Below are 26,871 nucleotides of genomic sequence, written 5' to 3' on the forward strand. Positions count from 1 at the left end.
GTGGCGTCGAGCGTCGAGGACGTCCTCCCGCTCACCCCGTTGCAGCAGGGCATGATCTTCCACGCCCTGCTCGACGAGCGTGCGGACGTCTACACGGTGCAAACCGTCCTGCGGCTGGCCGGTGCGGTCGATGCCGAGCGGCTCCGGGAGGCGGCGGAGCAGCTGGTGCGGCGGCACACCAACCTGCGGGCCGGGTTCCGCACCCAGTCCTCGGGCCAGTTCGTGCAAGTCGTGCGCCGGTCGGTGCGGGTGCCGTGGCGGGTCGTGGACTGCCCTGGCGACGCGGAGTTCCAGCGCCTGCTGGACGACGACCGCGCCGAGCCGTTCGACCTCGCGCGGCCGCCGTTGCTGCGGTTCACCTTGGTGCGCCGCGGCTCCGAGGCCGTGCTCGTGTTGTCGTCGCACCACCTGCTGTGGGACGGCTGGTCGGCGCCGATCCTGGTGCGTGAGCTGCTGTCGTTGTACGGCGGGGAAGCGCTTCCGCCGGTGCGGCCGTTCCGGGACTACTTGACCTGGCTGTCCAAACAGGACACGAAGGCGGCCGAGCAGGCGTGGGCCGAGGCACTGGCCGATCTGGACGGCCCGACGCTCGTTGGTGATGGCCCGTCGACCGGACTGCCGCGGCGGTCCGAGTTCGCGGTGCCGGGGCGGCCGTTGACGCGGGTCGCCCGCGAGCACGGCGTGACCGTGAACGCGCTGGTGCAGTCCGCGTGGGCGCTCGTGCTCGCCGGGCTGACCGGCCGGGACGACGTGGTGTTCGGCGCGACGGTCTCCGGCCGCAACCCGGAGGTGCCGGGCGTCGAGTCGATGGTCGGCATGCTGATCAACACCGTGCCGGTGCGGGTGCGCCTCGCGCCGGACGAGACGCTCGCCGCGCTGGCCGTGCGGGTGCAGGCCGAGCAGGCGCGGTTGCTGGAGCACCAGCACCTCGGGCTCGCCGACATCCAGCGCGCCGCTGGGCAGCCCACGCTTTTCGACACGCTCGTGGTCTTCGAAAGCTATCCGGGCACCGACCTCGCCGGCTCGCCGCTCGCCGGGGTCGAGGTGCGGGACGCCACGCACTACCCGCTCGCGTTGCTGGTCGTGCCGGGCGAGGAGTTCGTGCTGCGCATCGACCACGACCCGGCGCGCTTCGACGACGCCGCGGTCGCCCGCATCGCGGAGCGGGTGCAGGACGTGCTCGGCTGGTTCGTCGCCGCGCCCGGCACTCCGGTCGCGCGGCTCGAACCGCTGCCCGCCGACGAGTGGCAGCAGGTCGTGGTGGCGCCCAACGAAACCGCCGCCGAGGTGCCGGAAACGACCCTGCCGGAGCTGTTCGCCGAGCAGGTGGCGCGCACGCCGGACGCGACCGCGGTGGTCTTCGAAGATACCGCGCTCACTTACGCGGAGCTGGATGCTCGCGCCACCACGCTGGCGAAGAAACTGGCGGGCGCGGGTGTGGGGCCGGAGCACATCGTCGGCGTGCGGCAGGACCGTTCGCTGGATCTGATCGTGTCGTTGCTGGCGGTGTTGAAGGCGGGCGGGGCGTATCTGCCGCTGGATCCGTCGTATCCCGCCGAGCGGTTGAGCATGATGATCGAGGACGCCCAGCCCACGGTCGTGCTGCCTGCCGAGCTCCACGATGAAGGGGCGTTGCGGGCGGCGGGGCCGGACAACCCGGCTTACGTCATCTATACCTCGGGTTCCACCGGGCGGCCGAAGGGTGTGGTGGTCTCGCACCGGGCGATCGTGAACCGTCTGTTGTGGATGCAGCACGAGTACCGGCTGATGCCGGAGGATCGCGTGCTGCAGAAGACTCCGTCGTCGTTCGACGTGTCGGTGTGGGAGTTCTTCTGGCCGCTGATCACCGGCGCGGCGCTGGTGTTCGCCAAGCCGGGTGGGCACAAGGACCCGCGCTACCTCGCCGAACTGATCGCGCGGGAGCGGATCACCACCGCGCACTTCGTCCCGTCGATGCTGGCCCAGTACGTCGAGACCGGCCGCGGGCCGGAGCGGATCATCTGCAGCGGCGAGGCCCTCCCGCCGGAGCTGGCGCGGCAGGCGAGTGAATTCGCCCAGGTGCACAACCTCTACGGCCCGACCGAGGCCGCGGTCGACGTCACCTACTGGCCGGTGCCCGCCGATGCCGCGACCGTCCCCATCGGACGTCCGGTGTGGAACACGCAGACCTACGTGCTGGACCGGTTCCTGCGGCCGGTGGCGCCGGGCGTGCCGGGCGAGCTGTATCTCGGGGGAGTACAGCTCGCCCGGGGGTACCTCAACCGGCCCGGGCTGACCGCGTCCCGGTTCGTCGCCAGCCCGTTCGGCGAGCCCGGCTCGCGGCTCTACCGCACCGGCGACGTCGTGCGGTGGAACGCCGACGGCGTGCTGGAGTACCTGGGCCGCGCCGACGACCAGGTCAAGATCCGCGGCTTCCGCGTCGAGCTGGGCGAGGTCGAGGCGGCCCTGCTCGCGCTGGACGGGGTGGCCGCCGCGGCGGCCACCCTGCACACCGGCCGTCAGCAGCTGGTCGGGTACGTCGTCGGCGACGGGCTGGACCCGGCCGCGCTGCGGCGGAGCCTCGCCGAGTCGCTGCCCGAACAGCTGGTGCCGTCCGCGATCGTCGTGCTGGACGCGTTGCCGCTGAGCCCGAGCGGCAAGCTGGACCGCCGCGCGCTGCCCGAGCCGCGGCTCGCCGAGACCGGCAGCGTCGAGGCCCGCGACCCGCGCGAGGAGATCCTGGCCGAGCTGTTCGCCGAGGTCCTCGGCGTGGACCGGGTCGGGCGGGACGACGACTTCTTCGCCCTCGGCGGGCATTCGCTGCTCGCGACCCGCCTGGCCAGCCGGGTCCGCCGTACGTTCGGCGTCGACCTGCAGATCCGGGCGATCTTCGACGCGCCGACGGTGGCACGCCTGGCGCGGCACCTGGACGGCGGCGCCGCACGCCCGCCGCTGACCCGCCGCGACCACGACGGCCTCGTGCCGCTGTCCCCGGCGCAGCGCAGCCTGTGGTTCCTGCACGAGCTGGACGGCCCGTCGCCGGTCTACAACATCCCGTTCGCCGCGCGGCTGACCGGACCGCTGGACCTGGACGCACTCGACGCCGCGTTGACCGATGTGGTGAACCGCCACGACGCGCTGCGCACCCTGCTCACCGCGGACGGCCAGCGCGTGCTGCCGCCGTTCGAGCGGTTCCCTGTGCAGCGCAGTGAAGGCCCGGCCGACGGTTTCGTGGAACGGGCGAGCCGGTACGCGTTCCGGCTCGGCGAGGAGCCGCCGATCCGCGCCGAAGTGCTGGCCACCGGGCGGGACGAGCACCTGTTCGTGCTGGTCGTGCACCACGTCGCGGGCGACGAGTGGTCCGCCCGGCCGCTGCTGCGGGACCTGGGCGCGGCCTATGCCGCCCGCCGCGCAGGCCGCGCGCCGGACTGGACGCCGCTGCCGGTCCAATACGCCGACTACACCCAGTGGCTCCAGGACATCCCGGTCGACGGCCAGCGCGACTTCTGGCTCAAGCGCCTGGAAGGCCTGCCCGAGGAACTGCCGCTGCCCACCGACCGGCCGCGCCCGCAGCACCCGACACGCGAGGGCGGCCACGTCGCCGTCGAATTCCCCGCCGCGCTCACCGCGTCGCTGGCGAAGCTGGCCCGCAAACTCGGCGTGACCGACCTGATGATCGCCCAGGCCGCGACTGCGGTGCTGTTGTCCCGGCTCGGCGCGGGCGAGGACATCCCGCTCGGCACGGCGGTGGCCGGCCGCACCGACGAAGCGCTCGACGACCTGGTCGGCTACTTCGTCAACACGGTCGTGCTGCGCACCGACCTGTCCGGGAACCCGACGTTCCGCGATCTGCTCGCGCGCGTCCGCGAGGCGAACCTGGACGCCTACTCGAACCAGGACCTGCCGTTCGAGCGGGTCGTCGAGGCGGTCAACCCGCCGCGCTCGCCGGGGCGGCACCCGCTGTTCCAGATCATGGTGTCGCACCGCGATCCGTCGACCGCGGAACTGGACCTGCCGGACGTGGTGGCCGAGCCGCTGGAACCCGGGTTCACCGGCGCGAAGTTCGACCTGGCGTTCCACTTCGGCCCGGAAGACTGCCTGATCAGCTACTCCGCCGATTTGTTCGACGGATCCACTGTGGACTCGCTCGCGCGCAGGCTGGTGCGGCTGCTCACCGCGCTGGTCGCCAAGCCGGAGCAGCCGGTCGGCCTCGCCGAGATCCTCGGCGACGACGAGCGCGCCCAGCTCGCGGCGTTCAACGACACCGCCGAGGACCGCCCGCAGACGACCTTGACCGAGATGGTCGAGGAGCAGGCCGCCCGCACGCCGGACGTGGTGGCCGTCGAGTTCCACGACCGCAGCCTCACCTACGCCGAGCTGAACGCGAAGGCGAACCACCTGGCCCGGCGGCTCGTCGCGGCCGGGGTCGGGCCGGAGCGCACCGTCGGCATGCACTGGGAGCGGTCGCTGGAGCTGGTCGTCGGCCTGCTCGCGGTCGAGAAGGCCGGTGGCGCGTTCGTGCCGTTGGAGCCGTCGTGGCCGGATCGGCGCATCGCCGAGGTCGCCGCGAGTTCCCGGTTCACCGCGATCCTCAGTGGACCGGAGCACGACGGGCCGGTGCGGGAACTGGGCGTGCCGGTCGTGCACGTCGACCTCGCGGGCGAGGACCCGGAGAACCTCGGCGTGCGGGTGCCGCCGGAAGGCCTGGCCTACGTCATCTACACGTCCGGCTCGACCGGCACGCCGAAGGGCGCGATGATCCGGCACCGCGCGATCACGCACCGCCTGCTGTGGCAGCGCGAGATGCTCGGTTTCGGGCCCGGCGACGCGGCGCTGTTCAAGGCGCCGATGGGATTCGACATCTCGATCAACGAGGTGTTCCTGCCGCTGGTCACCGGCGGCAAGCTGGTGATCGCCGAGCCCCGCGGCGAGCGGGACATCGAGTACCTGCTGAGCCTGATCGAGCGGCACCGGGTCACCTTCACCTACCTGCCGTCGTCGATCCTGGACCTGCTGGTCGGCCTCGACGGGTTCGCCGAGCGCGGCCGGTCGCTCAAGCACGTGTGGTGTGGCGGCGAGGTGCTCACGCCCGAGCTGTTCGCCCGGTTCCGCGCGGTCAGCGACGCGATCATGTACCACGGGTACGGCCCGGCGGAGGCGACGATCGGCGTCAGCCACGTCGTCTACCGCGACGCGAGTGCGGTGCGCAAGGCCGTGTCGATCGGGCATCCGAACGGCAACACTCGGCTGTACGTGCTGGACCGGCACCTGCGGCAGGTGCCGGTCGGCGTGCCCGGCGAGCTGTACGCCGGCGGCGTCTACCTGGGCCGCGGCTACATCAACGACCCGAAACGGACGGCGGACCACTTCGTCGCCGACCCGTTCGGGCCGCCCGGTTCGCGGCTCTACCGGACCGGCGACCTGGCCCGCTGGCAGCCGGACGGCACGCTGGAGTTCCTCGGCCGCGCCGACAACCAGGTCAAGATCCGCGGCATGCGGGTCGAGCTGGAGGAGATCGAGGCGGCCCTGGAGCAGCACGAGGGTGTCCGGCGGGCGGTCGTGCTGGTGCGCGACGAGCCCAAGCGGCTGGTCGGCTACTGCCTCGGCTCCGAAGTGGACGGTCTGGGCGACTGGCTGCGCGCGCGCCTGCCCGAGCACATGGTGCCGCGCCGGTTCGTGTTCCTCGACGAGTTCCCGCTGATGCCCTCGGGCAAGGTGAACCGCAAGGCGCTCCCCGATCCCGGCCCGGAGCCGACGTCCGGCAGCCGCGCGGCGGAGACCGAGGCCGAGCGGATCCTGTGCCGGGTGATGGCCGAGGTGCTGCGGGTGCCCGAGGTCGGTGCGGAGGACAACTTCTTCGGCCTCGGCGGCGACAGCATCCTGTCCATCCAGTTCGTGAGCAAGGTGCGGGCGGCCGGGCTGCGGATCTCGCCGCGGCAGGTGTTCGAGTGCCAGACCGCCGCGGCGCTGGCCCATGCGGTCGGCACTGACGTGGTGGTCCCCGACGAGGACCGCGCGCAGGGGGTCGGTGAGGTGCCGCTCACCCCGGTCATGCGCTGGTGGCGGGAGAGCGGCGACAAGAAGATGGCCCAGGCCGCGTTGCTGCGAGTGCCGCCCGCGGACGGGCCGGAGATCTTCGCCGGGGTGCTGCAGGACGTACTCGACCACCACGACCTGCTGCGCGCCCGGCTGCGGGGTGACGTGCTCGACGTGCGCCTGCCGGGCGCGGTCACGGACGTCCTCGAACACGTTCCCGGGGGCACGCCGGTGGCGGAGAAGTACGCCGAGGCGGTCGATTCGCTCGACCCCGAGGCGGGTGTGCTGGTGCGGGCCGTGTGGTTCGACCACGGGTCCGAGCCCGGCCGGCTGCTGCTCGTGCTGCACCACCTGGTCGTCGACGGGGTGTCGTGGCGCATCCTCGCCGGGGACCTGGCCCAGGCCTGGGAGGCGCGCACGTCCGGCCACCCGGCCAAGCTCGACCCGGTGCCGACGTCGTTCCGCTGGTGGGCGCGGCACCTGCCGACCGCGAGCGCCGAGCCGTGGCAGTCGTTGCCGCGCACCGGGCCGGCGGACGCCCGGCCGGTTCGCACGACCGGCTGCCGGGAGCTGGCGCTCGGCGCGGAACTGGTCGCCGAGGTGCCCGGCAAGTTCCGCACCGGCGTGCCGGAGGTGCTGCTCAGCGCGCTCGCGTACGCCTTCGGCGAGCCGCGGCTGGTCGCGCTGGAGGGCCACGGCCGCGAGGAGCACCTGGTGCCCGGCGCGGACCTGTCCCGCACGGTCGGCTGGTTCACCAGCGTTTACCCGGTCGAACTGCCCGCCGCCGCGACTCCGCCGGAGATCCAGGAGCGGCTGCGGGCGGTGCCGGACAACGGCATCGGGTTCGGCATCCTCCGCTGGCTGCACGGCGAGCTCACCGACGTCCCGGAGCCGGAGGTCGGCTTCAACTACCTCGGCCGGTTCGACGTCAGCGAGGGGTTCTGGGTCCCGGACGCGGAGAAGCTGCCGCGGCCGGAGGTCCAGCACCGGCCATTGGAGATCAACGTCGTGACCGAGGACGGTCCGGACGGTCCGGTGCTGACCGCGACCTGGTCGTGGACCGACCGGTTCACCGAGTCCGAAGTGGACGCCCTGATCGCGAGGTGGCAGGACGCCCTGCGCGACCTCGCCGCCGCGGAGGAGCCGGAGGAAGTCCTGCCGCTGTCCCCGCTGCAGGAGGGCATGCTCTTCCACGCGCTCTACGACGAAAGCGCGGACGACGTCTACACCGTCCAGTTCGTGTTGGGCCTGACCGGCGAGGTCGACGCGGCGAGGCTGCGCCGGGCCGCGCAGGGCCTGCTGGACCGGCACCCGAACCTGCGCGCGGCCTTCGTGCACGACGACGAGCCGAAGCAGGTCATCCGCCGTGAGGCGGAACTCCCGTGGGCGGAGCTGACACTCAGCCACGAGGAGTTCGACGAGTTCCTGGCCAGGGACCGGGCGGAGCGGTTCGCGCTCGACGAGCCGCCGTTGCTGCGGATGACGCTGGTGAAGCTGGGCGAGCGGGACCACCGGCTGGTCCTGTCCAACCACCACATCCTGCTCGACGGCTGGTCGCTGCCGCTGCTGGTGCGGGACCTGCTCGCGCTCTACGCCGGCGCCGAGCCGCCGTCGCCCCGGCCGTACCGCGACTACCTGACCTGGCTCGCCGGGCGGGACCGGGACGCCTCCGCCGAGGCGTGGCTGGCCGCGCTGGACGACGTCGAGGAGCCGACGCTGGTGGCCCCGGCCGCGCCGCGGGTGCCGATGCGGCCCGGCAAGCTGCGGCTCGACCTGCCCGCCGAGACCACGGAACGGCTCTACGCGGTCGCCCGGGAGCACGGGCTTACCGTCAACACGGTCGTCCAGGGGCTGTGGGGTCTCGTGCTGGCCCGGCTGACCGGCCGCGACGACGTCCTGTTCGGCGCCACCGTCTCCGGACGGCCGGCCGATCTGTCCGGTGTGGACGGCATGGTCGGCCTGTTCATCAACACCGTGCCGGTGCGGGTCCGCCTGCGCGGCTCGCTGTTGGACGTCCTGCGCGGCGTGCAGGACGAGCAGGCGCGGCTGATGGACCACCAGTACCTCGGCCTGACCGACATCCAGCGGGCGGCCGGGCACGGCGACCTGTTCGACACGCTGGTCGTGTTCGAGAGCTACCCGATCGACTCGGACGCCGTGAGCGAGAGCGAGCGGGCCGCCGGGATCACGATCGACCGGGTCGAGGTCGAGGACTCGACGCACTACCCGCTGACGCTCGCCGTCGCCGCCGAGGAGCGGTTGTCGGTCGTCTTCGAGTACCGGCCGGACACGTTCGGCGAGGCGTGGGCGGAGTCGCTGAGCGGCTGGTTCCGCCGGGCCGCGGAAGCCTTCGCGGCTGCCCCTGCGCAAAAGGTGACGGGCATCGACCTGCTCGGCGAGGAGACCCTGGCCGAGCTGCGCCGCATCGGCACCGGCAGGGTCCTGGACGCCCCGGTGACGACACTGCCGGAGGTCCTGCGCGACCAGGCGCACGCCACACCGGACGCCGTCGCGATCGTCGCGGGGGAGACCCGGCTGACCTTCGCCGAGTTCAACGCCCGCGCCAATCAGGTCGCGCGCGTGTTGATCGAGCAGGGCGTCGGCCCGGAGGACGTGGTGGCGCTGCGCATGCCGGCCGGGCCGGACATGCTGGTCGCGCTGCTCGCGGTGGTCAAGGCGGGCGGCGCGTACCTGCCGCTCGACCCGGACTGGCCCGCCGAGCGGATCGACTTCATGCTCGCCGACGCCGCCCCGAAGCTGGTCCTGACCGAACTGCCACCGGCGACCGGCTCCACGGACGACCTGCCGCCGCGCGCGCAGCCGCAGCACCCGGCGTACGTCATCTACACGTCCGGCTCGACCGGTACGCCGAAGGCGGTCGTGGTGCCGCACAGCTCGATCGCGAACCTGCTGGTCAGCCACCGCACCGACCTGTTCGACCCGGCACGCGAGCGGGTCGGCCGCCCGCTGCGCGTCGCGCACGCGTGGCCGATGGCGTTCGACGCGTCGTGGCAGCCGATGCTGTGGATGTTCGCCGGGCATGAGTTGCACCTGGTGCCGCCGGACACCCGCCGCGACGCGGATCTGCTGCGGGCGTTCCTGCGTGACCAGGAGATCGAGTTCGTCGAGCTGTCCCCGTCGCTGCTCGCGCAGGTCGCGACCGAACCGGGCTGGCGCGGCGCGCTCAAGGTGCTCGGCGTCGGCGGTGAGGCGGTGCCCGCGCAGCTGTGGCGGTCGCTGCGGGACGAGCCGGACCTGGCCGTGTGGAACCTCTACGGCCCGACCGAGTGCACTGTGGACTCCGCGGCGTGCGACTTCGACCGCACGGAGAACCCGTGCATCGGCTCGCCGGTCGGCAACGCGCGTGCCTACATCCTCGACCGGCACCTGCGGCCCTGCCCGCCCGGTGTCGAGGGCGAGCTGTACCTGTCCGGCGCCGGTCTCGCCCGCGGCTACCTGCGGCGCCCGGGCACGACGGCGGAGCGGTTCGTCGCCGATCCGTTCGGCGGACCCGGCACCCGGATGTACCGGACCGGCGACGTGGCGCGCTGGAACGCCGAGGGGCTGATCGAGTTGCTCGGCCGCGTCGACGACCAGGTCAAGATCCGCGGGTTCCGCATCGAGCCCGGCGAGATCGAGGCCGTGCTGCTGCGGGACGAGCGGGTCGAACGGGCGGTCGTGGTGCCCCGCGAGGACACGCCCGGCGTGAAGCGACTGGTCGCGTACGTCGTCGCGAGCGGCACGGACGGTCTGCGCGAGCAGGTCGCGGCCGCGCTGCCGGAGTACATGGTCCCGGCCGCGATCGTCGCGGTCGAGCGCTTCCCGTTGACGCGCAACGACAAGCTCGACGTCAAAGCGCTGCCCGCGCCGGACTACACGAGCACGACGTCCCGGGCGCCCGCGACGGAACTGGAGAAGCGCATCGCCGGCCTGTTCGCGGAGGTCCTGGGTCTGCCCGAGGTCGGCGCGGACGACAGCTTCTTCGCGCTCGGCGGGGACAGCATCGTGTCGATGCGGCTGGTCAGCAAGGCCCGTGGCGCCGGACTGGCGTTCACGCCGCGGCACGTGTTCGAGCAGCGCACGGTCGCGGCACTCGCGCAGATCGCCGGAGAGGCCGTGCACCGCGAGGACTCGGATGCAGGCATCGGCGAGGTTCCGCTGACGCCGATGCTGCACTGGCTCAACCGCAACCAGCCGTACGGGCAGCTCAGCCAGGCCCGGATGCTCTGCACCCCGGCCGGGCTCGACCTGGACCGGCTGCGTGAGCTGGTGCAGCTCCTGCTCGACCGGCACGACGTGCTGCGTGCGACCTTCGACGGCACGTTCGTCGTCCGCCCGCGGGGTGCGGTGGACGCAAGCGCTTGCGTGACCCGGATCGACGCTCGCGACCTGGCGTACGGGGACATCGCGGAGCGGCTGCCCGGCCTGATGCGGGAGATCCGGCTCGACCCGCCGTCCGGCGACATGGTGCGGTTCGTCTGGTTCGACACCGGCCCGGACCGCTCCGGCCGCCTGCTGATCGTGTTGCACCACCTCGTCGTGGACGGCGCGTCGTGGGGCGTGCTGGTGCCCGAGCTGGCCGAGTTGTGGGCGGGCCGCGAGCTGCCGCCGGTGGGCACGTCGTTCCGCGAGTGGGCGCGGGCGCTGCCCGAGGTGGCGCGGGCCAAGGCGAGCGAGATGGCGCTGTGGCGGGAGATCCTGTCCGGCCCGGACCCGGTGCTCGGCGCCCGTCGCCTCGATCCGGCCGCTGACACCCGCGCGTCCATGCGCGCCACGCGGACGTTCCTGGATGCCACGGTCACCGGCAAGCTGCTCACCGAGGTGCCCGAACGGCACGGCGTCACGATCAACGACGTCCTGCTGGCCGGGCTCGCGCACGCGGTGTCCCGCTGGCGCGGCGGCGACGACACGTCGCTGCTGCTGGCGCTGGAAGGCCACGGCCGCGAGGAGCAGATAGTGCCCGGCGCGGACCTGTCCGGCACGGTCGGCTGGTTCACCAGCGTGTTCCCGGTCCGCGTCGACCCCGGCGACCTCACGCGTGGGGTGCACCAGGGGCTCACGCGGGTGAGTGAGCAGCTCGCCCTGCCGGACAAGGGCATCGGTCACGGCCTGCTGCGGTATCTCAACCCGGACACCGCCGCCGAGCTGGAAGCACGGCCCGAGCCGCAGCTGGAGTTCAACTACCTCGGCAGGCTCACCGTGGGCGAGCGCGACGGCGAGCCGTGGTCCGGCGCGCCGGAGGTGGGCGCGATGGGCGGCGGCGTCGACGACGACATGCCCGCGCCGTACTGCCTGGTGCTGAACGTGCTGGTCCGCGGCTCGACGCTGGAGGCCGACTGGCAGTGGCCGTCCGCGTTGTTCACCGAAGACCGGATCCAGCAGCTGTCCCGCGAGTGGTTCGCCGCGCTGACCCTGATCGCCGAGGAGGCCCCCGGTGAGTGACCTCGCCGCCCGCAAGCGTGAGCTGCTGCGCCGACGGCTGGCCCAGGCCGGCCTGGCCGGCACGACGTCGATCCCGAAGCGGGACTCCGACGACGACCTGCCGTTGTCCTACGCGCAGTCCCGCATGTGGTTCCTGCAGCAGCTCGACCCGGCCAGCCCGGCCTACAACGTGTGCCTGGCGATCACCCTGCGCGGTGCGCTGGACAAGGCCGCGTTGCACCGGTCGTTCCAGCGGCTCGTGGAGCGGCACGAGATCCTGCGCACCCGGTACGTGGCCAGGCCGGACGGCGAGCCGCGGCAGATTGTCGACCCGTACGCCGTGGTGACCATGCCGGAGTCGGACCTGCGTGGCCTGTCCGAAGAGGACCGGGACCGGACCGTCCAGCGGGTGGCGCGGGAGGAGTCGGCGCACGCGTTCGACCTCGCCAATGAGCACTCGCTGCGCCTGCGCCTGCTGCGCCGCGGCGACGACGATCACGTGCTGGTGCTGACCGTGCACCACATCGCCTGGGACGGCTACACGTTCAACACGCTGTCGCGGGACCTGTCCGCCCTCTACCGGGAGGACACCACCGGGCAACCGTCCGGTTTGGACCCGCTGCCGGTGCAGTACGCGGACTTCGCGGTGTGGCAGTGGAAGACGCTGACAGACGAGAAGCTGGCCGGTGACCTGGACTACTGGCGGCGCGAGCTGAGTCCCGCGCCGGAGAACCTGCCGCTGCCCACCGACCTGCCGCGCCCCCCGGCGCGCTCGGACCGCGGGGACCGGCGGTTCCACACCTTCGACCGGGCCGTGACCGACCGGATCGGGGAGTTCGCGCAGGCCCGTGGGGTCACGCCGTTCATGGTGGTGTTCGCCGGGTATGCGGCGCTGCTGTCCCGCTGGACCGGCGCGACGGACGTGCCGATCGGGTCGGCGTCGATGAACCGCGACGCCGGCGAGGTCGAGCGGCTGATCGGCAACTTCGGCAACACGCTCGTGCTGCGGGCCGACCTGTCCGGCGACCCGTCGTTCGCCGAGCTGGTGGAGCGGGTGCGGCGCGTGTGCACCGATGGCTACGCGCACCAGGACCTGCCGTTCGACCTGCTCGTCGAGCGCCTGCGGCCGCCGCGCGTGCCGGGCCGGTCGGTGCTGTTCGACGTGATGCTGTTGTTCCTGACCCAGGGGTTGCAGGGGTTCGACCTGCCCGGCGTCGAGGCGAGCTGGGAGACGGTGCACAACGACACCACCCAGTTCGACCTGGCGCTGGAGGCGTTCCTGGTCGACGGCGAGATGCGCGTCGAGGCCACGTACTCGACGGAGCTGTTCACCGCCGCGACCGTCGAGCGGTTCCTGGCGCACCTGGAATCGCTGCTCGCCGCGGCGGTGGGGGCGCCGGACCGGCCGGTCAGCCGGCTGGAGTTCTTCGCCGACACCGCGTTGATCGGTGACATGCGTGAGGTGCCGGAGGTGACGCTCCCGGGGCTGTTCGCCGAGCAGGTGGCGCGGACGCCGGACGCCACCGCGGTGGTCTACGAGGGTGTCGCGCTGACGTATGCCGAGCTGGACGCCCGCGCCACTGAGCTGGCGCGGCGGCTGGCGGGCTCGGGTGTGGGGCCGGAGCACATCGTCGGGGTCCGGCAGGACCGTTCGCTGGATCTGATTGTTTCGTTGCTGGCGGTGTTGAAGGCGGGCGGGGCGTATTTGCCGCTGGATCCGTCGTATCCCGCCGAGCGGTTGAGCATGATGATCGAGGATGCTCAACCCACCGTGGTGCTGCCTGCCGAGCTTGACGGTGAGGGGGAGTTGCGGGCGGCGGGGCCGGACAATCCGGCGTACGTCATCTACACCTCGGGCTCGACCGGCCGTCCCAAGGGTGTCGTGGTCAGCCATCGGGCGATCGTGAACCGTCTTTTGTGGATGCAGCACGAGTACCGGCTGATGCCGGAGGATCGCGTGCTGCAGAAGACTCCGTCGTCGTTCGACGTGTCGGTGTGGGAGTTCTTCTGGCCGCTGATCACCGGCGCGACGCTGGTGTTCGCCAAGCCGGGTGGGCACAAGGACCCGCGCTACCTCGCCGAACTGATCGCGCGGGAGCGGATCACCACCGCGCACTTCGTCCCGTCGATGCTGCGGACGTTCGTCGAGTCGGGCGCGCGGCCGAGCACGCTGCGGCGCGTGATCTGCAGTGGTGAGGCCCTGCCGTCCGACCTCGCGCGCGAACTGCCGCACGTGCACAACCTGTACGGCCCCACCGAAGCCGCGGTCGACGTGAGCCACTGGCCGGTGACCGAGGGGGCCGGCACCGGGACCGTGCCGATCGGGCGGCCGGTGTGGAACACACAACTCCACGTGCTGGACCGGCACCTGCAGCCGGTCGCGCCCGGCGCGGTCGGCGAGCTGTACCTGGGTGGCGTCCAGCTCGCCCGGGGTTACCTGAACCGGCCCGGGCTCACCGCGTCCCGGTTCGTGGCCGGGCCGGACGGGTCGAGGCTGTACCGCACCGGCGACCTGGTGCGCCGCACCGGGGACGCACTGGAGTTCCTCGGCCGCGCCGACGACCAGGTCAAGATCCGCGGGTTCCGCGTCGAACTGGGCGAGGTCGAGGCCGCGCTCACCGCATTGCCCGAGGTGGTCAGCGCCGGGGTGGTCGCCCGGCCGGAGCGGCAGCAGCTCCTCGGCTACGTGGTCGCCCAGCCGGGCACGGACGCGGCCACCATCCGGCGGCAGCTCGGCGCCACCCTGCCCGAGCACCTGGTGCCGTCGGTCATCACGTTCCTCGACGAGCTGCCGCTGAGCCCGAGCGGCAAGCTCGACCGCAAGGCGCTGCCCGAGCCGGAGGCTGCGACCGCGGCGGCGGAGCCGGAAACCGAGCGCGAACGGGCGCTGGCCGCGTTGTTCGCCGACCTGCTCGGCGTTGCGCGCGTCGGCCGGGACGACGACTTCTTCGCCCTCGGCGGGCATTCCCTGCTGGCGACCAAGCTCGTCGGCCGCATCCGCGCCGACCTCGGTGTCGACCTGGCGATCGGGACCGTGTTCGACGCGCCGACCGTCGCCCGCCTGGCCACGGCGCTCGACGGCGGCACGCAGCGGCCCGCGCTCACGCCGATGCCGCGCCCGCGCCGGATCCCGCTGTCTTCGGCGCAGCAACGGTTGTGGTTCCTGTACCGGCTGGAAGGCCCGAGCGCGACCTACAACGTGCCGTTCGCGGTGCGCCTGGACGGCCCGCTCGACGTGGACGCGCTGCGGGCCGCGCTGGCCGACGTCGTGAGCAGGCACGAGGTGCTGCGAACGATCTACCCGGAGTTCGAGGGCAAGCCCTACCAGCAGGTCCTCGACACGATCCCGCCGCTGATCATCGACGACGGCTCGCCACGCGAGGCCGCGCAACGCGCGTTCGAGCTGGACCGCGAGCCACCGTTCGAGGCGCGGCTGTTCCGCGACGGCGACTCGCACGTGCTGTCCCTGCTGACCCACCACATCGCGAGCGACGGCTGGTCCGCCGAGCGGCTGCTGGCCGACCTGACCACCGCCTACACCGCCCGCCTGCAGGGCCGCCGCCCCGGCTGGGCGCCGCTGCCGGTGCAGTACGCCGACTACGCGCTCTGGCAGCGGGACCTGCTGGGCAACGACGCCGACCCGAACAGCCTCGCGTCCACGCAACTCGCCTACTGGACGCGGCAGCTCGCCGACCTGCCGGAGGAGATCAGCCTGCCTGCGGACCGGCCGCGCCCGGCGGACCCGTCGTTCCGCGGGGACGCGGTGCGGTTCCAGCTGCCGCCGGAGACGCACCGCGCGCTGGCGGAGCTGGCGCGGCAGACCGGGGCGACGACGTTCATGGTCGTCCAGGCCGCGGTCGCCGCGTTGCTCGGCCAGATGGGCGCGGGGGAGGACGTGCCGATCGGCGCGCCGGTCGCCGGCCGCACCGACGACGCCCTGGACGGCCTGGTCGGATTCTTCGTCAACAACCTCGTCCTGCGCACGGATCTGACCGGCGATCCGACGTTCCGGCAGCTCGTCGAGCGGGTCCGGCGCACCGACCTGGACGCGTTCGCGCACCAGGACCTGCCGTTCGAGCGGCTGGTCGAGGCGCTCAATCCGGGGCGGTCGATGGGGCGGCACCCGCTGTTCCAGGTCATGCTGGCCTACCAGCAGGCGCCCGGCGGGCCGGTGCCGTTCGGGCACGCGTCGCTGCGTGAGGAGCACGTCGACTTCTACGCGGCGCGGCTCGACCTTTCGTTCCACCTGTTCGAGCAGGACGCGGGCATCGACGGCTGGCTGGTCTACAGCGCGGACCTGTTCGACCGGTCTACTGTGGACGACCTGGTGGCCCGGTTCACACGGCTGGTCGGAGATCTGCTGGCGGACCCGGACCGGCGGCTGTCGGCGACCTCGGTGCTCACTCCCGAAGACGTGCTCCCCGCCGGGGAGGCGCGGGACGTGCCGGAGACGACCCTGCCGGAGCTGTTCGCCGCCCAGGTGGCGCGGACTCCGGACACCACCGCGGTGGTCTTCGAGGGCGAGTCCCTGACCTACGCCGAGCTGGACGCCCGCGCCACCGCGCTCGCGACGCGGCTGGCGGGCGCGGGTGTGGGGCCGGAGCACATCGTTGGCGTGCGGCAGGACCGTTCACTCGACCTGATCGTCTCGCTGCTGGCGGTGCTGAAGGCCGGTGGCGCGTATCTGCCGCTGGACCCGTCGTACCCGGCGGAGCGGCTGAACATGATGATCGAGGACGCGCGGCCCACCGTGGTCCTTCCCGCCTCGTTGGAAGGTGAGGGAGAGTTGCGCTCGGCCGGGCCGGACAACCCGGCCTACGTCATCTACACCTCGGGCTCCACCGGCCGTCCCAAGGGCGTCGTGGTCAGCCACCACGCGATCGTCAACCGTCTACTGTGGATGCAGCAGGAGTACGGCCTGACCGCTGATGATCGGGTTCTGCAGAAGACGCCGTCGTCGTTCGACGTGTCGGTGTGGGAGTTCTTCTGGCCGCTGATCACCGGCGCCACGCTGGTGTTCGCCAGGCCGGACGGGCACAAGGACCCGGAGTACCTGGCCGGGCTCATCGCCCGCGAGCGGATCACCACCGCGCACTTCGTGCCGTCGATGCTGCGGGCGTTCGTCTCCACGGGCGGCGACCTGTCGGTGCTGAAGCGGGTGATCTGCAGCGGTGAGGCACTGCCGTCCGACCTGGCGGGGCCGAACGTGCACAACCTCTACGGCCCCACCGAGGCCGCGGTCGACGTCACCTACTGGCCGTGCGCCGACGGCGCGGGCGAGGGCACGGTGCCGATCGGGCGGCCGGTGTGGAACACGCAGGTCCACGTGCTCGACCGGTACCTGCGGCCGGTGCCGCCGGGCGTCACCGGCGAGCTGTACCTGGGCGGCGTCCAGCTGGCCCGCGGCTACCTGAACCGGCCCGGGCTCACCGCCTCGCGGTTCGTCGCCGCGCCGAACGGGCGCTTGTACCGCACCGGCGACCTGGTGCGGCACCGCGACGGTGTGCTCGAGTTCCTCGGCCGCGCCGACGACCAGGTGAAGCTGCGGGGTTTCCGGATCGAGCTGGGCGAGGTCGAGGTCGCGCTCACCCGCGCCGGCGCCCGCAGCGCCGTCGCGGTGGTGCGCGACGACCGCCTGGTCGCCTACGTCCTCGGCGAAGCCGACGCGAACAGCCTGGCCCGCGAACTGCCGGACCACATGATCCCGTCCGCGATCGTGCAGCTGGACGAGTTCCCGCTGACGCCCAGCGGCAAGCTCGACCGCAAGGCACTGCCCGCGCCCGACTTCGCCGCGCTGGCAGGCAAGGTGGAGCCTGCGACCGAGCGCGAAGCGTTGCTGTGCCGGCTGTTCGCCGAGGTCCTCGGCCTGGCCGAGGTCGGGGCGCAGGACAGCTTCTTCGCCCTCGGCGGCGACAGCATCGTGTCCGTCCAGCTGGTCAGCCGGGCCCGCAAGGCCGGGCTGACGATCACCCCGCGGCAGGTGTTCGAGCAGCGCACGCCGGCCGGGCTCGCCGCGGTCGCCACAGCCGCCGTCACAGAGGCCGACGATGGCACCGGCCGCATCGAGCCGACCCCGATCATGCGCTGGAGCGAACGCGGCCTCGCCCAGGCGATGCTGCTGGTCGCCCCCGACGGCCTGACCCGTGACGGCCTGGTCCGGGTGGTGCAGGCGATCCTGGACCGGCACGATGTGCTTCGCGCCCGCTGGGCGGGCGCGCTGGTGGTTCCGGCCGAATCCTTCGACGCGGCCGAGATCGTCCGGGATGCCACCGGCGACCTGGACGCGGAACTGCGCGCCGCGCGCGAGCGGCTCACCGACGAGCGGATGCTGCAGGTGGTCCGCTTCCCGGAGCGGGTGCTGATCGTCGCCGACCACCTTGTCGTGGACGGCGTCTCGTGGCGGATCATCATGGACGACCTCGCCGAAGCATGGGCCGGCAAAGAACTCGTGCGTACCGGCACGTCGTTCCGGCGCTGGAGCGAACTGCTCGCCGCGCAGGACCGCAGCGCGGAAACCGGACTGTGGCGCGGAATCCTGGACGGCGCCGACCCGGTGTTCGAACCCGGTGGCGAACGGCACGAGACCGGGTTCACCGTGCCGCTGCCCGAGGGCGCCGAACAGGCCGGGGTGCAGGAGCTGCTGATCAGCGCGTTCGCCGAGGCGCTGGAAACCTGGCGCGGCCGTGGTGATGCGGTGATCGCCGTCGAGGGGCACGGCCGGGAGGAACAGCTCGGGGCCGACCTGTCGGCCACGGTCGGCTGGTTCACCACGGTCTTCCCGCTCCGGCTGAGGCCCGGCACACGGCTGCGGGACGTGCGTGAGCAGCTGGAGAGCCTGCCCGACCACGGCCTCGGCTACGGGCTGCTGCGCCCGCTGGGCCTGCCGGAGCCGACGATCGTCGTCAACTACCTCGGTCGCCTGCCGAGCGGGACCGGCGAGCCGTGGTCGGTCGCGCCGGAGGCCCCGATGCTGCGGGTGCCGCCGCGCACCGCGCAGTGGGCGATGGAGGTCAACGCGGTCAGTGTCGACGGGCAGTTGCACGTCGCGATCACCGGGCCCGCGGCGCCGGAGCTGACCGAGCTGTTGCGCAAGGCGCTGAGCAGCGCGCCGACCGCGGCGGACACCGCACTGGCGGACGTTTCCGAAGAAGACATCGACGAGTTCGAAGAGGAGCTGGGCACGTGGTGAGTCAGCAGCCGACGGTGGGAGAGCTCCTGCGCGAGGTCACCGACCTGCTGGGGCCCGAGGCGGCGGAGCTGTCCGAGAACGACAGCCTCATCGAGTGGGGCCTCGACTCGATCCAGCTCATGCAGGTAGCGAACAAGTGGCGCAAGCAGGGCATCAAGGTCGGCTTCGCGAAACTGGCCAAGAACCCGACGCTGGCCGGGTGGCGGGAGCTCCTGGCCACCGCGGCCGGGGTCGCGCCCGAGCCGGAGGTGACCGTCGAGGTCGACGAGACCGAGCCGTTCCCGCTCGCGTTGATGCAGCACGCGTACTGGATCGGCCGCGACGAGGAGACCACGCTCGGCTCGGTCGCCGCGCACCTTTACGTCGAGTTCGACGGCCCGGACCTGGACCCGCAGCGCCTGGACGTGGCCGTGCGGAAGCTCGTCGCCCGGCACGGGATGCTGCGCGCCGCCTTCCTCGACGACGGCCGCCAGCGGATCCTGCCCGAGCGCGCCCAGCCGTCGCTGCTCGTGCACGACCTGCGTGACCTGGACGACGAGGCCGAGACGCGTCGCCTTGCCGAGTTGCGGGACGCGTCTTCGCACGCGCGCCTGGACGTGGCGAACGGCGAGGTGTTCAAGATCCAGCTCAGCCGGCGGTCCGGCGACCGGGCGCGGCTGCACGTCGACGTCGACATGCTCGCCGCCGACGCGTTGAGCTACCGCGTCCTGCTGTCGGATCTCGCGCGGTTCTACGACGAGCCGGACGCCGAGCCGGAGCCGATCGGCTACAGCTACCCGCGCTACCTCGCCGAACGCGAGGTGACCCGCCGGGCCGAGCAGGAGAAGGCCCGCGAGTGGTGGCAGCGGCGGATCCCGGAGCTGCCGGGCGCGCCCGACCTGCCGCTGGTGCCGGAAACCGAGCGCGCCGACGCCACCCGCGTCACCCGTCGGCACCACTGGCTGGCGCCGGAGGACCGCAAGCGCCTCGGCGCCCGCGCGCACGAGCACGGCCTGACCCCGGCGATGGTCGTCGCGGCCGCGTTCGCGGAGACCCTGTCGTCGTGGAGCGCGCAGCCGCGGTTCCTGATGAACCTGCCGATGTTCGACCGGCAGAGCACCCACCCGGACGTCGACAAGCTGGTCGGCGACTTCACCAGCTCAGTGCTGCTGGAAGTCGATTTCTCGACCGAGGCGTCTTTTGTGGAGCACGCGAAGGCGTTGCAGGACCGGATGCACGCCGACGCGGAGCACGCCGCGTACTCGGGTGTGGAGGTGCTGCGGGACCTGTCCCGGCACCACGGTGAGCAGGTGCTCGCGCCGGTGGTGTTCACCAGTGCGCTGAACCTGGGCGAGCTGTTCGACGCACGCGTGCGGCGGTGTTTCGGTGAAGCGGTGTGGATCATCTCGCAGGGGCCGCAGGTGCTGCTGGACGCGCAGGTCACCGAGGTCAACGAGGGGCTGTTGATCAACTGGGACGTGCGGGAGAACGCCTTCCCGGCCGGGATGATCGACGCGATGTTCGCCGCGTTCCAGGACCTGATCACCCGGCTCGGCCAGCGGGACGACGCGTGGGAGCAGCCGGTCGGCGGTGCGTTGCCGCGGGAGCAGGCCGAGGTGCGGACGCGGGTCAACGCGACGGACGGGCCGCGCAGCGGGCGGCTGCTGCAGGACGGGTTCTTCTCGCGTGCCGTCGCGCAGCCGGACGCGCCTGCGCTGCTGTGGGGCACGGATGGAGTACTCAGCTACGGCGCTTTGCGGGACCGGGCGCTGCGGATCGCGAAGTCGTTGCAGAACAAGGGTGTTGTGCCCGGTGACCTGGTCGGGGTGAGCCTGCCGAAGGGGCCGGACCAGATCGCCGCGGTGCTCGGCGTGCTGGCCGCGGGCGCCGGGTACGTGCCGGTCGGTGTCGACCAACCCGCGGCGCGGGCGGAGCGGATCCGGCGGATCGCCGGGTTCTCGCATGTGCTGACGTCCGCCGAGGAGGCGGCCGAGCCGCTCGCCGAGCCGGTGCGCGTGGACGAGGAGCAGATCGCGTACGTGCTGTTCACGTCCGGTTCGACGGGGGAGCCGAAGGGCGTGGAGGTGCCGCACCGGGCGGCGATGAACACGATCGACGACCTCAACGAGCGGTTCGCGGTGGGTGCCGACGACCGGTGCCTCGCGGTGTCCGCGCTGGACTTCGACCTGTCCGTGTACGACGTCTTCGGCCTGCTGTCCGCGGGCGGCGCGGTCGTGCTGGTGGAGGAGGGCGACCGCAAGGAGGCGCGGCAGTGGGTCGAGCTGGCTGCCTCGCGCCGGGTCACGCTGGTCAACTGCGTGCCAGCGCTGCTGGACATGCTGCTGTCCGCGGCGCGGCCGGGTGAGCTGAGCGGGTTGCGGACGGTGTTGCTGGGCGGTGACTGGGTCGGCACGGACCTGCCCGGCCGGGTGGCGGAGCAGGCGCCGCGGTGCCGGTTCGCCGGGCTCGGCGGCACCACGGAGACGGCGATCCATTCGACGGTGTGCGAGGTGCACGGGGTGCCGTCGTCGTGGCGTTCGGTGCCGTACGGAACACCGCTGCGGAACGTCGTGTGCCGGGTGGTGGACGTGCGGGGCCGGGACTGCCCGGACTGGGTCGCGGGGGAGTTGTGGATCGGCGGCGACGGGGTCGCCCACGGGTACCGGGCGGATCCGGAGCGGACCGCGGACCGGTTCGTGGAGCACGACGGCCGCCGCTGGTACCGCACGGGCGATTTGGCGCGGTACTGGCCGGACGGCACGCTGGAGTTCCTGGGGCGCCGGGACTTCCAGGTGAAGGTGCGCGGGGTGCGGATCGAGCTGGGCGAGGTGGAGGCCGCGCTGGCTGAGTTCCCCGCGGTGCACCGGGGCGTCGCGGGCGTGGCGGGCAACCAGCTCGTGGCGGCCGTCGGCGGCTCGGTGGACGGCGACGAGGTCCGGGAGTTCGTGCGAACGTTGTTGCCGCCGCACATGGTCCCGGCTCGCGTGGTGGTGCTGGACGCCTTGCCGCTGACCGCGAACGGCAAGGTGGACCGCCGCGCGGTGGCGGCGCACTGGCAGGCGTCGGCGGACAGTTACGTCGCGCCGGAGACTCCGTTGGAGCAGGTGCTGGCCAAGGTGTGGGCCGAGGTGCTCGGAGTGGCACGCGTAGGCCGCGACGACCCGTTCTTCGCACTCGGCGGAGACTCCGTGCTGGCGACGATGATCGTCGGCCGCCTGCGGGAAGCGCTGGACACGTCGGAAGTGACTGTGCGTACGCTGTTCTCGGCGCTGACGGTGGGCGCGATGGCGGCGCGCTTGGCGGCCGACCAGTCGGTGCCCGGGCGCCTGGAGCAGGTGGCGGAGATCTACCTGGAGGTGGACGCGCTCTCCGAGGAGGACGTGAACGCGCAGTTGTGATCCGGCGGCCGGCGCTACGCGGGTTTCTCGGGCGCCGGCTTCGCTTCGCTACGCCCGGATCTGCCTCTCCCGAACCCGATCTCTCATTGTTCGGTTGCCGAGCCACCGATTTGGCTGGGGATCGGGTTGCGGGAGGGGACTGGTCCGTGGGGTGATCGTTTTCCGTTGCCGACTACCAGACGTGAGTCGGCAACGAGAAGTAACAACCAGGCCGTCCAGCCCTCCCCAGCCCCCGATCCACAGCCCAGTTCGGCCGTAGAAACAATCAAAAATCGGGGCGGCCAATATCGGGGCGTAGCGAAGCGAAGCCGACGCCGTAGATACCCGCGTAGCGGCAACAAAAAGGAGCCCTCCCCGCCAAAGCGAGGAGGGCTCCGTCAACCAAAGATCAACCCAGCTTCGCCAACCCAGGCTTCAACTTCTCCAGCACCCACGGAATGTCCAGCACCGTGGGAGCACGCAGCGCCGAGATCGTCTCCATGTCGACGACCAGGTAGTTGCCGGCCTTGATGGGGGCCACCAGCTGGTTGCCCTCGAACGCCGTCTGGTAGTCGGGCGAGGTGTAGGCGACGATCACCAGGTCCGCGGCGAGCTTGTCGTACTGCTCCGGGGTCAGCGAACCGGTCGGGCTGCCCGCGTCGGTCTGCGCGGCGTCTGTCACCGTCGGGCTCAGCTTCAGGCCGAGCGACTCCACGAGCTGCACCGCGAAGTCCTTCTGCGACACCAGCGTGAACATCTTGCCCGCGGTGTTGCCGACCGACGCGGTGAACGTCTTGCCCACCGCGTTCGGGTACTGCGCCTTCAGCTGGTCGATCGCGCCCTGGGTGTTCGTCTCGACCTGCTTCGCGTCGGCGGTCTTGCCGAGCGCCCGCGCGACCACGTCGAGGTGTTCCTGCCAGCTCTGCGAACCCCACTCGGTCGCGTAGCCGATCGTCGGCGCGATCTTGGACAGGTTCGCGTACTCCTCTTCGAGGCCGTAGTCCGCGGTCGCGAGGATCAGGTCCGGCGTGAGCGCCCCGACCTGTTCGGCGTTGACACCACTCGCCGCGTTGACGATCTGCGTCTTGGCCGGGCCGACCTTGCCCTCCAGCCAGGACGGCACACCGTCCATCCCGGACTTGTTGAAGAACGCGACCGGCGTGACACCGAGCGCGACGGCCGCGTCGAGGTCGTCGGTCGACGTGCCGATCACGACGACGCGCTGCGGCGCCTTCTCGATCGTCGTGGTGCCGAACTTGTGCGTGATGCTCACCGGGAAGGCCGACGCGTCGGCACTCGCTGAGGACGCCGTCTGCGTCGACGAATCCTGCACATTGCCACACGCCACGAGCCCGAGGCCGAGCACACCCGCGACCGAAGCGGCCACGAGTGAGCGGAGTCCGGGCAGGCGAACCCTGCGAGACATGGCAACACCCTTTCGAAGGAACTGCGACAAATTGCGCCAAGTCAAGCAAGGCTAACCTAAGGAATCAACCCCGCGATGTGCGACGCAGATCACCCCGAAACCGCTTTCACCCAGCTAGGCGCAGGTCCCAGCCCTCCGGCAGCCCCCGAACCTTGGCCACTTCGTGATCTGCCTCGACGTGCACGGTGAGCTCGCCGAGTCGCAGGTCCGACAACCGCACCCGGCCCCACTGCCCCGGCAGGTGCGGTCGGACCACCAGCCGGTGCTGCGGCACGTGCGGTTCGAGCCCGAGGAACGACCGCACCAGCAGCAACGGCGCCGCGCTCGCCCAGGCCTGCGGCGAACACGACGTCGGGTAGGGGATCGGCGGGCTGAACTCCGATCGCGAGAACCCGCAGAACAGCTCGGGCAGCCGGCCGCCGAACGAAGCCGCGGCGTCGAGCAGTCCGGTCGCCAGCCGCTGCGCCAGGTCCACCGCGCCCGGCAGGTGCGCGTACCGCAGCAGCCCGGCCACCGCGATCGCCGTGTCGTGCGGCCATACCGAGCCGTTGTGGTAGCTCATCGGGTTGTACGCGCCCATCGCCGAGGAAAGCGTCCGCAGCCCGTAGCCGCTGTCCATCTCCGGCCTGCTGAGCCGCTCGATCAGCACCGCGGCGTGCTCGTCGGTCGCGATGCCTGACCACAGGCAGTGCGCGGTGTTGCTGGTCAGCGCGTCGAGCGGCTGCTTGCGACCATCCAGCGCGACGGCGTACCAGCCCTGCTCCGGCAGCCAGAACGCCTCGGCGAACCGCTCCCGCAGCCGTTCGGCGCGCTCCCGGCAGCGCGCCGAGGTGGCCGGGTCGTTGAACGCGTCGGCCAGTTCGGCGCGCGCCAGCCAGGCCGCGTAGGCGTAGCCCTGCACCTCGCACAACGCGATCGGCGTGGTCGCCAGCCGCCCGGCCGCGTCGTTGATGCCGTCGAAGCTGTCCTTCCAGCCCTGGTTGAGCAGGCCACGGTCGGTCGCCCGCCGGTACTCGACGAACCCGTCGCCGTCCCGGTCGCCGTAGCGTTCCAGCCATTCCAGGGCCGCGTCGGCGGCCGGGAGCAGCGCCCGCACCGCCGTCTCGCCCGCGCCCCAGCGCCAGCACTCGGCCAGCAGCATGACGAACAGCGGCGACGCGTCCACCGTGCCGTAGTAGTGGCTGCCGCCGAGCACCTGGTCGCTGTCCGGACCGAGCCGCAGCTCGTGCAGGATCCGGCCGGGCTCCTCCTCGGTCAATGGGTCGACACGCTTGCCCTGCAGCTCCGCCAGCGTCTCCAGCGTGCCCAGCGCGAGCCCGACGTCCAGTGGCAGCGCCATCCACGCGGTGAGCAGGCTGTCCCGCCCGAACAACGTCATGAACCAGGGCGCGCCTGCCGCGACGAACGGGCGGCCGTCCTGGCTGCTGTCGTGGATCTGCAACGCGCCGAGATCGCTTTCGGTGCGCTGCAGCACCTGCGTCAGCACCGGGTCGTCGGCCGCGATCATCGTGCTCACGTCGCGCCACGCGCGGATCTTGCGCGCCGGCCCGCTCGCCTCGACCTCCTCGCCGCGGTCGAACTGCGGCCGCACCCGCCGGTTCCCGACGGTCGGCTGCACCACGATCTCGGTCGACCACTCGCCGCGGGCAGGCACGACGACCCGCCAGTTCAGCACGCCGGGCGCGGCCAGCGGGTCCGCGGTGGCGCTCACCGACAGGCCGCGCGAGCCGTCGGACCGGTCGCGCAGCAACAGTTCCGAGCCTGCCACGGTGGCGTCCGCCCCGCCGTGGGCGGGGCGGCCCTCCTTGACCGCGAACAGGTCCGAGAAGTCCGCATCGACGTGCAGGGTCAGCGTCGCGACGGTGTTCTCCCGCCCGAGGTTCCGCAGCGTGATCGTCTCCCGCAGACCGTCGCCGACCAGCCGCTCCCGCACGAGTAGAAGGGTGCTGTCGGCCTGGCCCGGCTTGGGGTTGCGGCGCAGCACGAACTGCGCCGCGAACGCCTCCGGCGAGATGACCGACAGCGGGTGCGGGGACTGCCCGTCCAGCCGCAGCTCCCACCGCGAGACCAGCCGCGCGTCCCGGAAGAACAGGCCTTGCGACGTGCCCGGCTGGATGTCGCCGTTGGTGCCGGACAGGCAGAACGTGCTGCCCTCGACGAGCGTGACCGTGCCGCCCGCGCTGGTCACGGGCACCGGTTCGCCCGCGTTGAACGCTTCCGGCGTCATGGCCGTCCTCCGGATGGCTGCAGGGTGGGGCCGTCGTTGTCCATCTGGTCGTAGGCGCGGTCGAGCGCCGAGTCCAGGGCCGCGTAGTCGCGACGCAGCCGGCTGACCTCGACCGCCCGCCGGTACGCGGCCTCGTAGCCGGCGCCCAGCCCGCCGACGTCGAAGTGCTCGGCGACGTGCGCGCGGCACTTGGCCGGGTCGAGGTGGCCGACGTCGTGCAGGGCCTGCACCAGGTCGGCCGGGTCGTCGCGCACCAGGCCGGTGACGCCCTCCACGACGACCTCCGGCACCGCGCCGGACCGCAGCGCCACCACCGGCGTGCCGCACGCCATCGCCTCGATCATGACCATCCCGAACGGCTCCTCCCACTGGATCGGGAAGAGCAGGCAGCGGGCCTTGGCGAGCAGCTCGCGCTTCGCGGTCGCGTCGGCGACGCCGAACACGTGGTCGTTGTCGGTGAGCCGCGGCCGGACCTCCCGCTCGAAGTACTCCTTCTCGATCGGCTCGGCGCACTTGCCCGCCAGGACCAGTCGCAGCCCGGCGCGGTGCGCGGCCTCCAGCGCGAGGTGCGGCGCCTTGTCCGGGTGGAACCGGCCGAGGAACAACGCGTAGTCGTCCTTTTCGGCCTGGAACGGCCAGTCGGCCAGCCGCAGTGCGTTGTGGACGGTGCCGATCCAGTTCAGGCCGGGCGCCAGCTCGCGCTGCCGGTCGCTGATCGCCACCAGGTGCACGTCGTCGCCCAGTTCGGTGTAGTAGCGCGCCATGTCCTCGCCGACCGGGCCGTGCACGGTCACCACAGTCGGCACGCCGTATGCGGGGGCGTTGAGCGGGCCGGCCAGCGAGTGGTCGTGCACGACGTCGACGCCCTCGGTCGCGGCGAGCCGCTGCACCGCCCGGCGCGCGGCGATGGCGTGCATGACCTCCGGGTAGGGCTCGCCGAGCAGTTCGGGCACGGTGCGGTCCCAGACCGGGACGAACCGCGCCTTCGTGCCGGGACGGCCCGCGCCGATCAGGGTGACGTGGTGCCCGCGGTCGACGAGGGCGTCCGCGAGGTCGGCCACGACCGCCTCGACCCCGCCGTAGGCCTTCGGAGGAACGTCGAAGTAGGGCGGGACGACCATCGCCACGCGGAGCGGGCGGTCGGGGTCGTCCCGTCGCACGGCGGCGTGCGAAACAGATCGGGCTTTCCACGCGGGGCGGTGCGCGCTGCTCAAGCTGCCTCCTCGGACCGTCTATG

The 26,871-nt window shown here is 72.2% G+C and carries 6 protein-coding genes; 3 read left to right on the forward strand and 3 right to left on the reverse strand.

Translation table 11 applies throughout. The features are described from left to right. The 3 genes from AMETH_RS02985 to AMETH_RS02995 are packed head-to-tail and all read left to right on the forward strand — an operon-like array spanning nt 1 to nt 22,002. Nucleotides 1–11,457 (forward strand): non-ribosomal peptide synthetase, encoded by an 11,457-nt coding sequence (locus AMETH_RS02985; RefSeq protein ID WP_017986557.1) that lies wholly within the window; start codon nt 1–3, stop codon nt 11,455–11,457. Beyond that, a complete protein-coding gene (locus tag AMETH_RS02990; RefSeq protein ID WP_017986558.1) occupies nt 11,450–18,625 on the forward strand; it encodes a non-ribosomal peptide synthetase in 7,176 nt (2,391 codons plus the stop codon). Before AMETH_RS02985 ends, AMETH_RS02990 begins: the two co-directional genes overlap by 8 nt. Beyond that, the gene (locus tag AMETH_RS02995) at nt 18,619–22,002 is read left to right on the forward strand and encodes a non-ribosomal peptide synthetase (protein ID WP_017986559.1); all 3,384 of its coding nucleotides are present in this window, start codon (nt 18,619–18,621) and stop codon (nt 22,000–22,002) included. Before AMETH_RS02990 ends, AMETH_RS02995 begins: the two co-directional genes overlap by 7 nt. A gap of 388 nt (nt 22,003–22,390) precedes the next feature. On the opposite strand, the gene AMETH_RS03000 is transcribed toward AMETH_RS02995, so the two are convergent. From AMETH_RS03000 to AMETH_RS03010, 3 genes are all read right to left on the reverse strand, one after another. Further along, nucleotides 22,391–23,407, reverse strand: coding sequence for an ABC transporter substrate-binding protein (locus AMETH_RS03000; RefSeq protein ID WP_223843046.1), 1,017 nt, complete (start codon nt 23,405–23,407; stop codon nt 22,391–22,393). 106 nt (nt 23,408–23,513) lie between these two features. Next, nucleotides 23,514–25,634 carry an amylo-alpha-1,6-glucosidase gene (locus AMETH_RS03005; protein WP_017986561.1) on the reverse strand — a complete coding sequence of 707 codons (2,121 nt, stop codon included), beginning with the start codon at nt 25,632–25,634 and terminating at the stop codon, nt 23,514–23,516. Then, nucleotides 25,631–26,794 carry a glycosyltransferase family 4 protein gene (locus AMETH_RS03010; protein ID WP_017986562.1) on the reverse strand — a complete coding sequence of 388 codons (1,164 nt, stop codon included), beginning with the start codon at nt 26,792–26,794 and terminating at the stop codon, nt 25,631–25,633. Before AMETH_RS03010 ends, AMETH_RS03005 begins: the two co-directional genes overlap by 4 nt. Between the last annotated feature and the right edge of the window lie 77 nt (nt 26,795–26,871).

This window comes from Amycolatopsis methanolica 239 (assembly GCF_000739085.1).
GTDB lineage: Bacteria > Actinomycetota > Actinomycetes > Mycobacteriales > Pseudonocardiaceae > Amycolatopsis_E > Amycolatopsis_E methanolica.